The following is a 14,337-nucleotide window of genomic DNA, read 5'->3' as shown; positions in this document are numbered from 1 at the left end:
AGAATTCCAGCTGGCGGCGACTTAGTTCCAGGAGCTGGGTGGGGTGGGCGGCGCGGGTGGGACACCCCGCCGGATGGATGAGGCTAGCCCTTGGCGAATTGTGACTGGTAGAGGCGCCAGTAGGCGCCGCGGGCGTCAAGCAATTCGGCGTGGGTGCCCTGCTCCACGATGCTGCCATCCTCCATGACCAGAATCAGATCCGCGTCACGAATGGTGGACAGGCGGTGGGCGATGACAAAAGATGTGCGGTCGGAGCGCAGCGCGTTCATGGCGTGCTGAACCAGGACTTCGGTGCGGGTGTCCACGGATGAGGTTGCCTCATCGAGGATTAACAGCGCCGGCTGGGACAAAAACGCGCGCGCAATGGTGATGAGCTGACGCTCACCCGCGGAGATGGAGCCGCCGTCTTGGTCGATGAGGGTCTGGTAGCCCTCGGGCAGCGAATGCACGAAACGGTCCACGTAGGTGGCCTTCGCCGCGGCGATGACTTCCTCATCGGTGGCGTCGAGGCGCCCGTAGCGGATGTTGTCCATGATTGTGCCCTTGAACAAAACCGCATCTTGAAGGACCATGCCCACCTGGGAGCGCAGCTGCTCGCGGGACAGCTCCGCGATATTCCTGCCATCCAAGGTAATGCGGCCACCGTCGAGCTCATAAAAACGCATGATCAGGTTGACCAGCGTGGTCTTGCCGGCGCCGGTGGGGCCCACGATGGCGGCGGTCTGGCCCGGTTCGACCCGCAGACTCAGGTTGGTGATAAGGGGCTCATCGTCGCCGTAGGCGAAGTCCACGTCGTGGAATTCCACCAGGCCCTTGGCGCGGCCGGGCAGCTCGGTGGCGGCGGTATCCGGCTTTTGGTCTTCGGCGTCGAGGAACTCGAAGATGCGCTCGGCGGAGGCCACGCCGGACTGGACCATCTGCATCATGCCGGCGAGCTGGCCCAGCGGTTGATTGAATTCGCGGGAGTACTGGATAAACGCCGTGGCATCCCCCAGGGTGATGTGGCCATTGGCCACCTTGATCCCGCCGAAGACCGCGATGGCCACATACGATAGGTAGGAGACGAACTGCATGATGGGCATCATCATTCCGGCGAGGAATTGGGCCTTAGTCGCGGACGAGTAGAGCTGCTCGTTGCGCTCATCGAAGGCTGCATTCATCGCTTCGCCGCGGCCGAAGACGGTCACGATATCGTGGCCGGAAAAGGATTCCTCCACCTGGCCGTTGAGCTCACCGGTGGATTTCCACTGGGCGGCGAATTGCTTCTGGGAGCGCGGGCCAATGATCGCCAGGATGACCGCGGTGAGCGGGAGCGCCACCAGCGCCAACAGGGCCAGCTGCCAGGACACCGTGAACATCATGATGATGATGCCGATGAGCAACAGCGCGTTATAAAACAGCTGGGACAGCGCCTGCTGCAATGCCTGCTGCACGTTGTCTACATCATTGGTGGTGCGGGAGAGCAGATCGCCGCGTTGGTGGGTGTCAAAGTAATTGAGCGGCAGGCGGTTAATCTTGGCCTCGATGTCCTGGCGCAGCCTATAGACGGTCGCCATCACCAGGGAGTTGAGGATGCGGCCTTGCAACCACTGGAATAGCGCGGCCGCCGCGTAGAGGCCAATGACCAAGAGGATGAGGCTGCGCAGGCGTTCAAAATCGATTCCCATGCCCGGGGTTAAATCCATCGCGCCGGCCATGTCCGCGAATTGCTCTTGGCCTTGTGCCCGCAGGCCTTCGGTGACCTGTTCCTTGGTCAGGCCCTCAGGCAACTGCTTGGAAATCACGCCGGCGAAGATGACATCCATTGCCTTGCCGGTTACCTTCGGCGCGTAGACGGCCATTATTACGCAGATGATGTTCATCGCGGCAACCAGAATCAGCGGTCCCTTATGCGGGGCGAGCAGGGAAGCCAGGCGCTTGGCCGACGGCCAGAAATTCTTCGCCTGGCGGGGCGCCTCGCCGTGGCCGGAATCCCCCTCGGGCCGGGTTACGTCCTCATCGTTGGGATGCGTGCTCATTTACGCCACCTCCAGCTGGGATTCAACGATTTCACGGTAGGTTTCGTTAACGCGCAGGAGCTCCTCATGCGTGCCGCGGCCCACGATGCGGCCCTCCTCGAGGACAAGGATCTGATCCGCGTCCATAATCGAGGCAACGCGCTGGGCCACAATGATGGTGGTTGCATCGGTAAGGCGGGGTACTAGCGCCTCGCGCACCTTGGCGTCCGTGGTGACGTCAAGCGCGGAGAAGGAATCATCAAACAGGTACACCTTTGGGTTGGCCACCAGCATGCGCGCGATGGACAGTCGTTGCCGCTGGCCGCCGGATACGTTGGTGCCGCCCTGCGAGATGGGTTCGTTGAGATCCTCGACGAATGTGGCCTGGGCGGTGTGGAGGGCGTCCCATAGGGCGGCGTCGGACGCGGAGGGGTTGCCCATGCGCAAGTTTGAGGCCACGGTGCCGGCGAAAAGATACGGCTTCTGCGGGACCATGGAGACGCGTTCCACCAGGGCGTCGCGGGAGAGCTCAGCCACGTTGACCCCGTCGATGGTCACGGTGCCGGTGGTGGCGGCGTGCAGGCGCGGGATGAGTCCCAACAGCGTTGATTTGCCGGAACCCGTGGAACCGATGATTGCGGTGGTCTGGCCCGGCCGGGCGGTGAAAGTTACGCCTTCGAGCACGGGGTGCTCCGCGCCGGCGTAGGTGAAGGAAACATCCTTAAATTCGACCGTGCCCCGGACCGGGGTAGTGCCGTGGGTTGAGCCGTCCGCCCCGGTAATGGACGGCTGGTGCTCCAGAACGTCCGTGATGCGGCGCGCGCAAATGATGGCGCGGGGGAGCATCATGGCCATGAATGTTCCCATCATGACGGCCACGAGGATCTGCAAAAGGTACTGGAGGAACGCGGTCAACGCGCCCACCTCAACCAGGCCCTCATCCACGCGGATGCCGCCGAACCATAACACCGCGCCCGTGGCCCCGTGCAGGACGATGGCGATTAGTGGGGACATCAGGACAAAAAGCTGGCCGATGCGCAAAGAAACGTGAGTGATTTCCGCGTTGGCCTCCGTGAAACGCTGGGTCTCATGCTCTTCGCGGCCGAAGGCGCGGACCACGCGGACGCCCGTGATCTGCTCACGCACCGTTGCGTTAATGGAGTCCAGCTTGTCCTGCATCGCCGTGAATAGCGGCATAAGCCGCATGATGATGGCGGCAATCACGCCCAGCAGGACGGCCACGGAAACCCAGACCAGCCAGGACATCCCGGCGTCCTCACGCATGGCCATGATGATGCCGCCGATGCACATGATGGGGGCGGTGACCATGAAATTCAGGATCATGAGGTAGACCATCTGAACCTGCTGAACGTCATTGGTGGCGCGGGTAATCAACGTGGCGGCGCCGAAGCGGGCCATGTCCTCGGAGGAAAAGGCGGAGACATGCCGGAAGACCTGGCGGCGCAGGTCGCGCCCAACCCCCATGGCCGTGCGGGAACCGAACCACACGGCCGCAACCGCAGTTAGTACCTGAATGAAAGCCACCCCGAGCATGACCGCACCGGTATCCCAAATGTAGGGGACATCCCCCTTGGCGACCCCGTTATCGATGATGCGGGCGTTGAGGGAGGGTAGATACAGCGTGGCCGCGGTGGTGGCTGCCTGCAGGAGGACAACGGCGAGCACGAAGCCAAGGTAGGGCTTCGAGCGGGTCAATAATATGGAGAAAAGTTTCACGGGCGCCTTCTCGCGGTGGTGGGCAGAAACTACCCAAACTCTAGTCCCGTTGCACACCACGGGGACAACAGCGGCCCGTGGGGCGCGTCCCGCGCCGAGGCCGGGGCGCTAGACGCAGATGGGGACGCGGCGCGCGGCTACGGCGATCTCATCCCAATCGGCCGGCTCCACGCCGCTGAGCGACTGGGCGCACACGCCCTCCCACGTGGTTACCGGCACGCCGCGGGCCTTGAGCTCCAAGATGACCAGGTCGCGGTCTGCGTCGGCGGCCAGGGCGTGGAATTCGCGGATGGTGATGTCCGCGCCGGGGCCGTCGCCGACGGTGACATTGCCAATCAGGCGCAGCAGCGGGGTGGTGCCCGCGGGGCAGCGTCCCGCGCATTCGGCGACGCCCGAGAGTCCCGCGAACCGCGAAAGTAGACCAAGCGGTGCAGTCTGGGAGGTGATTAAATCGACGCACATGCCCGCACGAACCAAACGTTCAGCGGTGCGAAGGGCGGCGGGTTCGGCCCCAATAATGGCCACTCGACGTGCCTTTTTGTGCATCTCTCCTCCTTGTAGTGTGATGGGCTAATAGACTGAGCTATCTAGAAAACTAGTCCACTCTGTTCATTTTCAACTAATTTTATTCGTGGTTTACACCGCCCGTGAGCGGTCAAAGGACCGAATAGCCGAAAGTGATTACTGCATTTTGCGGTGTGGGCACTTAGAGTGAGGGCGTTAACAAACAAGGAGTGCACTGTGACTAACAACGTAAATCTGCTGGGGGCGGGAAAGAACTTCCGCGACCCGGCCCAAAGCCCGGAGGGCACGCGGGATACCGCCCCGCTTCCGGAAGACATCGCGGCCACCAACGCCCGGCTGGTGGAGCAATGGGCGGACAAGCTTTATGACGCCACTGCCGAGGACATTATGGAATGGACCGCTGAGCACGCGCCCGGGCGCGTGGGCGTGACCATGTCCATGGAAAACACCGTGCTCGCCGAGCTGGCCCATCGCGTAAAGCTCGATGCGGACCTGCTCTTCATTGACACCGGCTACCACTTCCAGGAGACCCTCGACACGGCGAAGGCGGTGGATGAGCGTTACCCAGACCTGAAGCTGCGGACCATCAAGCCGCTGCTCAGCCCCCAGGAGCAGGATGAGGTCTACGGCCCGCGCCTGTATGACACCAACCTTGCCGCGTACAACCGCATGCGCAAGGTAGAGCCGCTGAACATGGCCATGGACGAATACGTGGGTTGGGTTACCGGCCTGCGCCGCTCCGATTCGGAGCACCGCTCCCAAGCGCCGGCGCTCAGCCTGGACCGCACGGGGCGGTTGAAGATCTCCCCGATTATCACCTGGACCTTAGAAGACACTGACCGCTACATCGCGGAACACGACCTGGTCATCCACCCACTGACGCTTAAGGGCTACCGGTCCATTGGCTGCGCGCCACTGACGTTCCCCACTGAAGAGGGCGAAGATCCACGCGCCGGCCGCGTGTTCGCCGACGGCAAGACAGAATGCGGGTTGCACGAATAATGACTCTTTCACCACACCTTAAAGACTTAGAAAACGAATCGATCCACATCCTGCGCGAGGTGGCAGGCCAGTTCGACAAGGTTGGCCTGCTCTTTTCCGGAGGCAAGGACTCCGTGGTCGTATTCGAACTGGCCCGCCGGGCGTTTGCCCCGGCCACCGTGCCCTTCGAACTCATCCACGTGGACACCGGGCACAATTTCCCAGAGGTCATCGAGTTCCGCGACAACCTGGTTGCCGAAACGGGAGCGCGCCTCCACGTGGCGCACGTGCAGGATTGGATCGACCGCGGCGACCTGGTGGAGCGGCCGGACGGCACCCGCAACCCGTTGCAGTCCGTCCCGCTAGTGGAGACCATCGCCGAGCGGCAGTATGACGCCGTGCTTGGCGGAGCCCGCCGCGATGAGGAGCGCGCCCGCGCGAAGGAGCGCATCTTCTCCATCCGCGACTCCTTCGGCGGCTGGGACCCACGCCGCCAGCGCCCGGAGCTGTGGAACCTCTATAACGGCAACAAGATGGCCGGTGAGAACGTCCGCGTCTTCCCGATTTCCAACTGGACCGAGTCTGACATTTGGGAATACATCGGGGCACGCGAGCTTAAGCTGCCCTCCATCTACTACTCGCATCAGCGCGAGCTGTTCAAGCGCAACGGCATGTGGCTCGCCCCCGGTGAGTGGGGAGGCCCGGCCGAGGGGGAGACGCTGGAGACCAAGACCGTGCGCTACCGCACCGTCGGCGACATGTCCTGCACCGGCGCCGTGGAGTCCACCGCCACCACGCCAGACGAGGTGCTGGCCGAAATCTCCATTTCCACCCTGTCCGAGCGCGGCGCTACCCGCGCGGACGACAAACTGTCAGAGTCCGCCATGGAGGACCGCAAGAAGGAGGGCTACTTCTGATGAATCAGCCTGTAGAACAGCTCAAGACCCGCGAAACCCTGCGCCTGTGCACCGCCGGTTCCGTCGATGACGGCAAGTCCACCTTCGTGGGCCGCCTGTTGCATGATACCAAGTCCGTGCTGGCGGACCAGATGGAGTCCATGGAGCGTTCCTCCAAGGACCGTGGCTTTGACGGCCTCGACCTTTCCCTGCTGGTGGACGGCCTGCGCGCGGAGCGCGAGCAGGGCATCACCATCGACGTGGCATACCGCTACTTCGCCACCGACAAGCGCACGTTCATCCTCGCGGACTGCCCGGGCCACGTGCAGTACACCCGCAACACGGTGACCGGCATGTCCACCTCCCAGGTCGTGGTGCTGCTGATCGACGCCCGCCACGGCGTGGTTGAGCAGACCCGCCGGCACTTGAACGTTGCCGCCCTGCTGGGCGTGCGCCACGTCATCCTCGGCGTGAACAAGATTGATCTGGTGGACTACGATGAGGAGACCTTCCGCGGCATCGAGTCTGACTTCCACGAGGTGGCCACCCGCCTGGGCATTACCGATACCTTCGTGGTGCCCATTTCCGCGCTCAAGGGTGACAACGTAGTGGAAAAGTCCACGAACATGGGCTGGTATGAGGGCCCAACCGTGCTGGAGATCCTGGAAAGCATCCCGGTCGCCGGCGGCCGCGCCGCGGATCTAGACTTCCGCTTCCCGGTGCAGTACGTCATCCGCGAGCACTCCAGCGATTACCGCGGTTACGCGGGCCGCGTCCAAGCGGGCGGCGTCTCCGTGGGGGACACCGTGTACCTCGCCGAGGGGCGCACCAGCACCGTCACCCACATTGACACCACCGACGGCGAGGCCCAAAGCGCCACCGCGGGCGAGTCCGTGGTCCTTCGCCTGGCGGATGAGATCGATCTGACCCGCGGTGATATGATTGCCGGCGGCGCCCGCCCGGAGGCGGTGCGCGAATTCGACGCAACCATCGTGGCGCTGACTGACAAGGCCCTGCGCCCGGGGGCGATGGTGCAGCTGCGCTACGGTTCCTCCCAGGTCAAGGCCCGCGTGGGCCAGCTCGAGCGCATCCTGGATCTCGATGGCGTGGCTGACCAGGATTCCCCGGAGCAGGTGGAGCTCAACGAGATTGCCCATGTGACCATCCAGGCGGCTCAGGAGCTGCCGGTCGAGGACTACGCCGCGCGCGGCGCCGTGGGCAACTTCCTGCTCATCGACCAGGCCACGGGCAACACCCTGGCCGCCGGTTTTGTGGGCCACCGCCTGCGTTAACGGCTAAGCCGAAGAGGTTTATACCCCATGCTCATACTGTTGCTGATCGCCCTGGCCGGGTTCGCCGCCCAGCTAGTGGACGGCGGATTGGGCATGGGGTTTGGCGCTACGTCCACCACCTTGCTCATCACGCTGGCCGGACTGGGGCCCGCCCAGGCCTCCGCGGCGGTCCATGCCGCGCAGCTGGGAACCACCTTGGCCTCCGGCGCCACCCACTGGCGCTTTGGCAACGTGGATTGGAAGGTGGCGCTGGCGCTGGCGGTTCCGGGTTCCGTGGCGGCATTCCTCGGCGCCACGCTGCTGGCGAACCTGCATATGGATGCCGCCCGGCCTATTACCGCCGCGATCCTCCTATGCATTGGCATCAACCTCATGTGGCGGTTCTCCCGCGGGCGGGTGCAGCGCACCTACTCCCAGCGCAACCACGGGACCGGTTTCCTGGGGGCGTTGGGATTCATCGGCGGCTTTGTGGACTCCACCGGCGGCGGTGGGTGGGGCCCAATTACCACCTCTACGCTGCTTTCCGCCGGGCGCATCGAACCCCGGCGGGTGGTGGGTACCGTGTGCACCGCGGAGTTTTCCATCGCCGCCGCGGCTACCTTCGGGTTTGCCTTCGGCATGTGGGAAGACCTGGTGTCTAACCTCCTGACCGTCGCGGCGCTGCTCATCGGCGGGGTGATCGCCGCGCCCATCGCGGCGTGGTCAGTGACCCGGCTCAACCCGGTCATCTTGGGCAGCTTTGTGGGCACCTTGTTGGTGCTGCTCAACGTGCCTACGGTCCTGGGCGCCCTAGACGCCCCCGAAGAGGTGCTGTGGCTTGTTCGCGGCGCCGTGCTGCTCATCGGTATCAATCTTGGCGTCCACGGGTTTAAGGCCTACTCCCGCAACAAGATGCGGCTGGCCGCGGGCTAAAGTAGGGGCCCATGAGCTCAATACTTTTTGTTGCCGCCGTTGACGGCGAGGCCGCACACCTGCCCGATGAGGCCAATGTCCTAATCACCGGAATCGGCACGCTGCCGGCCGCCCTGGCCGTCACCGAGGCGCTTGCGCGGGCGGAGCGGCTGCCGGAACGAGTGGTCAATATCGGCACCTGCGGCGCTCTGCGCGACGGCCTGGACGGCGTCTTTGAAATCGACCGCGTCACCAAGCACGATTTTCATCTCGAGGTGCTCTCCGACATTCGCCGCTACTTGCTTCCCGAGTTCTTAGAGTTAGAAACCTCTGGCCGGTTCCCGGTCCAGGGCCTTGCCACCGGGGATATGTTTGTCTCCGATTCGGCAACCCGTGAGCGCTTGGCGCAGGCCAGCGGCCTGTGTGACATGGAGGGCTACGCGGTGGCGGCCGCATGCCAACGCTTCGGCGTGCCGGTGACCTTGCTCAAGCAGGTCTCCGATCCGGCCAATGAGACGTCCGTCGGCCAATGGGCCGGCGTGGTGGACCGCGGGGCGCGCGAATTGGCGGCGGCCGTAGAGGAACTGGGCTTTATCTAGCCCCCGGCCCGGTTACGCCTTGGTGTCTTATCAGCCGGGCATGAAAACAGCGGCAGGCCCCCTGCGGCCGCGCACATCGCGGGGCAGGGGGCCTGGGAGGCGTCATACGCGGCTTTAATGCGCCGCGCGCACGGGGCTGAGAACCTTAGAAAGCGCCGTGGGTCGCGCGGCGGGAGTCGCTACGCTGATGGCTGCGGTAGAGATCCTCAAACACCAGCTTGACCTGGGTGCGCGGGGAATCCGGATCGTCTGAACCTGACGTGGCCAGCTCTAACTCGTCCGGCCGGATCTCGCCGGAGCGGACGGATACGGTCTCTGCGTGGTAGCGCAGGACCACGGCGATGGTCGCGGCCACCGGCACGGCGAGGAACGCGCCCACAATGCCGGCCAGGGTGGAGCCCACGGTCACGGACAGCAGCACAATCGCCGCGTGAAGGCCCATCGCCTTGGACTGCAGCAATGGGGAGAGCACGTTGCCCTCGATCTGCTGGACAATGAGGATGAGCGCCAGCACCAGCAGCGCGTTGGTCAGGCCGTTGGAGACCAGCGCGATGATAACGGACAGGACGCCCGCGGAAATCGCGCCAACAATCGGGATGAAGCCGGCGAAGAACGTGATGATAGCCAGCACGAAGGCCAGCGGCACGCCCAGGATGAGCAGGCCCGCGCCAATGAGCACGGCATCGACGAAGGAGACAATAGCCTGGGCCTGGATGAAGCCGGCCAGGGTCTTCCAGATGCGGCTAAAGAGCTCGGTTGCATGCCAACCCACGGACGGGCCCGTGTACTTGCGCATCCATGGCAAGAACGTATCGCCGTCCTTGAGCATGAAGAAGGTGACCACGAGGGTAATCGCCAGGGCCAGCGCTATGGAGGAGGCGATGTTGAGACCGCTCATCACGCCCGTAGCGATGTTGGAAGCCTGGCCCTTGACCCACTCCGTCACATCGTTAATGACGGTCTGAACGCGCTCGGCGTCCACGTTGAGCCCGGAATCCTGGATGAGCTTTACCACCTCGTTGATGCCGCTCTGGGCCTGGGAGGCCAGCTGCTTGGACTGGTCACGGACGGTGGGCGCGATGGCGGAGAATATGCCGATGATAATCGCGAAGGAGCCCACCAGCACCGTCGCGGAGGCGAGCGCCGGCGGGAACTTCCAGGTGCGCAGCTTAGCCGCGACGGGGAAAAGGACCGTGGTCAGCAGCAACGCCAGGAGCACCGGCAGGAGGCCGACCCACACGAAGCGCAGCAGGAAAAAGGCGATCGCTAGCGCGGCCGCGATGAGGATGAAACGCCACGACACGGAGGTCACGGCCTTGAAGTCATGCTTGATCACATGGCCCTTGTCCTCATGCTCCAGGTCTGCCGCAGCATTGCGTCCGACGCCGCGCTCATCGGCACTCGCCAACGGCGAATCCTTGCGCGGGTCTAGCGGAGCGCCGCGCTCCTCATCCTTGCGTTCCCTCTTTTCCTCGGCAGTCTCGTCCTTTTTCCGGTCGAGCTTGTCCTTGAGGGAGTCCTCTGACGCGGACGGGAGGCCCGCCGCGTTTAAGTCTTCATCTTTTTCAGTGTTCACAATTTCCCAATACTGCCATGGATTGGGAAATATGTGAACCTATGAGCCGCTGGTTATCTTTGGGGCGGGCAGGATTAGCGCTGGATTCCGCCGACCTCGCGGATGATGCCGAAACGGTGCATGGTAACGGACACCGCCTGCTCCAGGAGGAAGGGGAGCAGCTCGCGGCGGCCGTCGGCGAGGACGGGACCGTCAAGAATAACGGAGTTGGACTCCACCGCGGCCGGGTAGAGCTCCGGCTCAACCTCCCCAACCGCGCGGACGCGCGAGGATTGATTGCGGGCGATGTCCGCCGCCGCCGCAGACGCGTCCTGGGACAGGGCCGGGATGCCCGCCTCGTTAAGCCGCGCCGCGATGTCTGCGGGCGCGCTCAGGGTCACCGCGGTGCCGGTGATGGCCTGCGCCAACAGGAGGCGGAATACCTCGCGGAGGCTGTAGCCCTGGGTGATGCGGATAAACAGGGGCTGCAGCAGCGTGCGGTAGCGGAAGATGTTGGCCTCGCACCTCAGGCCGGAGCGGTCATGGGTGCGGCCAAACTCATCCTGCCACGCCTTCTGGTCTAACTCGGCCGCGCGCCACAGCCATACCAGGTCCTCGTGGGAGATGTGGTTCTCCGCCGCGTCCAGCACGGACTTGGCCGCGGCGCTGATGTCCACGTCCACCGGGCGCAGGGGGCGGTCAGTCCACGCGCCAAATTGCGCCACGTAGTTGGGGCCGCCGGCCTTGGCGCCGGAACCAATCACCGATTTCTTCCAGCCGCCGAAGGACTGCCGCTGGACAATCGCGCCGGTAATGCCGCGGTTGACGTAGGCGTTGCCCACCTCAACGTTGTCAATCCAGTAAGCGATTTCCTCATCGTCGAGGGAGTGGATGCCGCCGGTCAGGCCGTAGCCGGTGGAGTTTTGCCACTCGATGGCCTCCTCCAAGGTCTCGGCGTGCATGATGCCCAGGACCGGGCCGAAGCACTCGTTGAGGTGGAACCAGGAACCCGGCTTGACGTTATCGCGGATGCCTGGGGACCACAGGGTGCCCTCCTCGTTGAGCTTTTCCGGCTTGATGAGCCACTCCTCACCCGGCTCGAGCTGGGTGAGGCCGCGCAGCAGCTTCTCGCTCGGCGGCTCCGCCAGGCCGTTCATGGTGGTGGTGATGTCATAGCCCGGCCCGGGTTTCAGGGTCCGCACGGCGTCTAGGAGCTGGTTGCGCAGGCGCTCGGACGAGCCGGCGGCGCCCACCAGGATGACCAATGACGAAGCGGAGCACTTCTGGCCGGAGTGGCCAAACGCGGAGTTATACAAATCCGCGATAGCCAGATCGGGATCCGCCGCCGGGGTGATGATCAGCGCATTCTTGCCGGAGGTCTCCGCCATCAGGCTCATATCTGGGCGCCAGGAGCGGAAGAGCTGACCGGTCTCCGAGGCGCCGGTAAGGATTACGGAATCAACCTCCGGGGAAGAAATAAGTGCCTTGCCGGCGTCACCCTCATCGGTGAGTACCAGCTGGGCCAGGTCGCGGGAGACGCCATGCTCGTCGAACGCGGCATGCACGGCCTCCATCAGCGCCTTGGCGCAGTGGACCACCTGCGGTGCGGGCTTGATGATGATGGAGGAACCGGCAGCCAGTGCGGCCAGCACGCCGCCCGCGGGGATGGCCACCGGGAAGTTCCACGGCGGGGTCACGACGGTTAAGCGGTTGGGGGTGAAGATGCTGCGGGCCTCGTCGAGCGCGCGGGCGGATTGCGCGTAGTAGGCGGCAAAGTCGATGGCCTCGGAGACTTCCGGGTCGGACTGCGTGATGGTCTTGTTGGCCTCATAGGCCATGACCTGGATGAGGCGGCCGCGCGCGTCGGCGAGCTTGTCCCCGATGGTCTCAAGGACGGCCGCCCGCTCCTCGCCGGAACGCGCCGCCCACTCATCGGCCTGAGCTAAGGCGGAGGCGATGGAGGCGTTGACCGCATCAATCTCGGTGATTTCCTCGATGCCGTGTTCGCCCGGATCGGTGGCCAGCACCTCTAGCGCCCACTCGCGGTTAGCCTCGAGCGCCGGGTCGGTGTCCGGCTCGTTGGTGAAGCGGCCCAGACGCGGTGCCTGGCGGCCGCCACCCCGCTCCTCGATGCAGTTTTGGGTGCGCCGGGCGCCGGCGAAAGTGCTCCAGCGTTCGCGGACGGCGGTGCGGAAGCGCTGCTCCTGGTCCGCGAGCGGCTCCTCGCCCGGGGCAAAGAGGGCGTATAGGAAGTTCTGTGGTGCTGAGTTCTCCTCGAGGCGGCGCACCAGGTAGGACACGGCCACATCGAAGTCCTCGGCATGGACCACTGGGGTATACAAAATTTGGCGTCCCCCAAATACTTCGCGGACGGCGGCCTGCTGAGCGGGAGACATGCCCTGGAGCATCTCAGAGTCCATCATGTCCGTCACCCCGCGCCTTGCGCCCAGCTCATAGGCCAGGGCCGCGGTGTACAAGTTATGGGAGGCCACGCCGATGCGCACGGAATCGGCAAACTCGGGGCGCAGGATGTAATCCAGCAGCCGGAAGTAGTTGGCATCCACCTCCTCCTTGGTGGTGTACGGCGCCGCGGCCCAGCCGTGGAGTTCGGACTGCACGTGCTCCATGGAAAGGTTGGCGCCCTTGACCAGGCGAATCTTCACCTTGGCGCCGCCCCCGGCCACGCGCTGCTTGGCGAACTCGGCCAGCTCCACCAGCGCGTCGAACGTGTCCGGCAGGTAGGCCTGCAGCACAATGCCGGCCTCGAGTTTCTTGTACTTCTCCTCGGAGAGGAGCTCCTTGAACAGGCGGATGGTCAGGTGTAGATCGTGGTATTCCTCCATGTCCAGGTTGATGAAGACGTGCGGGGTGCGGGATACCGCCTCGTCGTAGAGCGGGCGCAGGCGTTCCTTCAGGCGGATCAGCGAGCCCTCAATGTCCCATTCGTTGAGCTGCGCCACCATGGAGGAGGCCTTCACGGACACGTAGGTAACGCGGGGATTCTTGATGAGCGAAAGGGTGCGGTTTGCGCGGGAGGTGGCCTCCTCCTCGCCCAAGACGGCCTCGCCCAGCAGGTTCAGGTTGAGCTGCTCGCCGGATTCGGCGGCCCTGTCCAGCGTGGCATTCAAGGCGTCGGACTCTGCGTCGAGGACTAAGTGGCCCACCATTTGACGCATGCGCAGGCGGGCGATGGGCATCACCAGGTTGGGCAGGATGGGGCCAAAGAATGCGCCCGCGCCGATCATCAGGCCGTTGATCTTGCCCAGGAAGGCCGGGTCGAATTTCCGATTGATGGCGTTGAGCGCCTCCGCGGCAACCCTGTTGTCCTCTGGGCGCATCACGCGGTCCACGAAGTCCATGGTGAACTTCACCCCGTCTTTATCGCGCAGCAGATCCGCGAGCTGCTCCGTGGCCTTATCGCTTTCGCCCTCGGAGGCGGCGAGCCAGTTCTTGGCGCGCTCAACGGCGGCCTCAATGACGGCCTCAACGTCGGGGGATTCGGGTACGGGGGTGGATGCGGATGGGTGATTGGAAGCCTGGGAAGACATAGCAAAACCTCTTTTCAAGGTCGGTGCATTAGGGGTTTAAAGCATCCGGGGGATTTCCCGGGGATGGAAAATGACAACCCTGCGTGCAAAATTGGGCCGGTGCATGCCGCGACGAATCACAAGAATTAAAAGGGGAAGGGGCGCGGGCATGGCGATGTAACACTGCGCAAGCGGGGCGTAGGCCTCGATCGGCTTGCGCGGAGGCGTGAGTGCGCCTCAGGCGTGCCGACCGACGGGCGGGCGGTCGCCCTCCTTGCGCTTGCGCGCCAACTCGCTATTCATGGGCTCACCGCCCTTTCCTACTAACCGAATCCAA

General features: G+C 64.1%; 10 protein-coding genes. 5 read left to right on the top strand and 5 right to left on the bottom strand.

Annotated features, from left to right (window positions below; translation table 11 throughout):
* Positions 1-83 precede the first annotated feature (83 nt).
* The 3 genes from CENDO_RS10290 to CENDO_RS10280 all read right to left on the bottom strand — a co-directional run bounded on the left by CENDO_RS10290 (position 84) and on the right by CENDO_RS10280 (position 4,280).
* On the bottom strand, positions 84-2,018 hold the full coding sequence (locus CENDO_RS10290) for an ABC transporter ATP-binding protein (RefSeq protein ID WP_136141933.1): 1,935 nt from the start codon (positions 2,016-2,018) through the stop codon (positions 84-86).
* A complete protein-coding gene (locus tag CENDO_RS10285; RefSeq protein ID WP_136141932.1) occupies positions 2,019-3,734 on the bottom strand; it encodes an ABC transporter ATP-binding protein in 1,716 nt (571 codons plus the stop codon).
* 108 nt (positions 3,735-3,842) lie between these two features.
* Positions 3,843-4,280: a methylenetetrahydrofolate--tRNA-(uracil-5-)-methyltransferase gene (locus CENDO_RS10280; RefSeq protein ID WP_136141931.1), complete on the bottom strand. Its 438-nt coding sequence runs from the start codon at positions 4,278-4,280 to the stop codon at positions 3,843-3,845.
* A gap of 195 nt (positions 4,281-4,475) precedes the next feature.
* On the opposite strand from CENDO_RS10280, the gene CENDO_RS10275 reads away from it, so the two are divergent.
* The 5 genes from CENDO_RS10275 to CENDO_RS10255 are packed head-to-tail and all read left to right on the top strand — an operon-like array spanning position 4,476 to position 8,918.
* Positions 4,476-5,261: a phosphoadenylyl-sulfate reductase gene (locus CENDO_RS10275; RefSeq protein ID WP_136141930.1), complete on the top strand. Its 786-nt coding sequence runs from the start codon at positions 4,476-4,478 to the stop codon at positions 5,259-5,261.
* Positions 5,261-6,157, top strand: a complete 897-nt coding sequence (gene cysD, locus CENDO_RS10270) for a sulfate adenylyltransferase subunit CysD (RefSeq protein ID WP_136141929.1) — start codon at positions 5,261-5,263, stop codon at positions 6,155-6,157. The genes CENDO_RS10275 and cysD overlap by 1 nt, the downstream gene beginning before the upstream one ends.
* On the top strand, positions 6,157-7,428 hold the full coding sequence (locus tag CENDO_RS10265) for a sulfate adenylyltransferase subunit 1 (RefSeq protein ID WP_136141928.1): 1,272 nt from the start codon (positions 6,157-6,159) through the stop codon (positions 7,426-7,428). The genes cysD and CENDO_RS10265 overlap by 1 nt, the downstream gene beginning before the upstream one ends.
* A gap of 27 nt (positions 7,429-7,455) precedes the next feature.
* Complete coding sequence (locus CENDO_RS10260) at positions 7,456-8,340, top strand: sulfite exporter TauE/SafE family protein (RefSeq protein WP_136141927.1); 885 nt, start codon at positions 7,456-7,458, stop codon at positions 8,338-8,340.
* 11 nt (positions 8,341-8,351) lie between these two features.
* Positions 8,352-8,918, top strand: a complete 567-nt coding sequence (locus CENDO_RS10255) for a nucleosidase (RefSeq protein WP_136141926.1) — start codon at positions 8,352-8,354, stop codon at positions 8,916-8,918.
* Positions 8,919-9,063: 145 nt separating this feature from the next.
* Here the strand turns inward: CENDO_RS10255 and CENDO_RS10250 are convergent, their stop codons facing one another.
* Both CENDO_RS10250 and CENDO_RS10245 read right to left on the bottom strand, forming a co-directional pair.
* The gene (locus CENDO_RS10250) at positions 9,064-10,494 is read right to left on the bottom strand and encodes an AI-2E family transporter (protein ID WP_425456183.1); all 1,431 of its coding nucleotides are present in this window, start codon (positions 10,492-10,494) and stop codon (positions 9,064-9,066) included.
* 74 nt (positions 10,495-10,568) lie between these two features.
* A complete protein-coding gene (locus CENDO_RS10245; protein WP_136141925.1) occupies positions 10,569-14,021 on the bottom strand; it encodes a bifunctional proline dehydrogenase/L-glutamate gamma-semialdehyde dehydrogenase in 3,453 nt (1,150 codons plus the stop codon).
* Positions 14,022-14,337: the final 316 nt, after the last annotated feature.

Origin of the sequence: Corynebacterium endometrii (assembly GCF_004795735.1) — a bacterium.
GTDB classification, from domain to species: Bacteria; Actinomycetota; Actinomycetes; order Mycobacteriales; family Mycobacteriaceae; genus Corynebacterium; species Corynebacterium endometrii.
This window is presented reverse-complemented; position numbering and strand designations above follow the sequence as displayed.

Bases quoted from the DNA above. Each gene is read 5' to 3' on its own strand.
- CENDO_RS10290 (WP_136141933.1), bottom strand. From the start codon at position 2,018: ATGAGCACGCATCCCAACGATGAGGACGTAACCCGGCCCGAGGGGGAT.
- CENDO_RS10280 (WP_136141931.1), bottom strand. From the start codon at position 4,280: ATGCACAAAAAGGCACGTCGAGTGGCCATTATTGGGGCCGAACCCGCC.
- cysD (WP_136141929.1), top strand. From the start codon at position 5,261: ATGACTCTTTCACCACACCTTAAAGACTTAGAAAACGAATCGATCCAC.
- CENDO_RS10265 (WP_136141928.1), top strand. From the start codon at position 6,157: ATGAATCAGCCTGTAGAACAGCTCAAGACCCGCGAAACCCTGCGCCTG.
- CENDO_RS10260 (WP_136141927.1), top strand. From the start codon at position 7,456: ATGCTCATACTGTTGCTGATCGCCCTGGCCGGGTTCGCCGCCCAGCTA.
- CENDO_RS10255 (WP_136141926.1), top strand. From the start codon at position 8,352: ATGAGCTCAATACTTTTTGTTGCCGCCGTTGACGGCGAGGCCGCACAC.
- CENDO_RS10245 (WP_136141925.1), bottom strand. From the start codon at position 14,021: ATGTCTTCCCAGGCTTCCAATCACCCATCCGCATCCACCCCCGTACCC.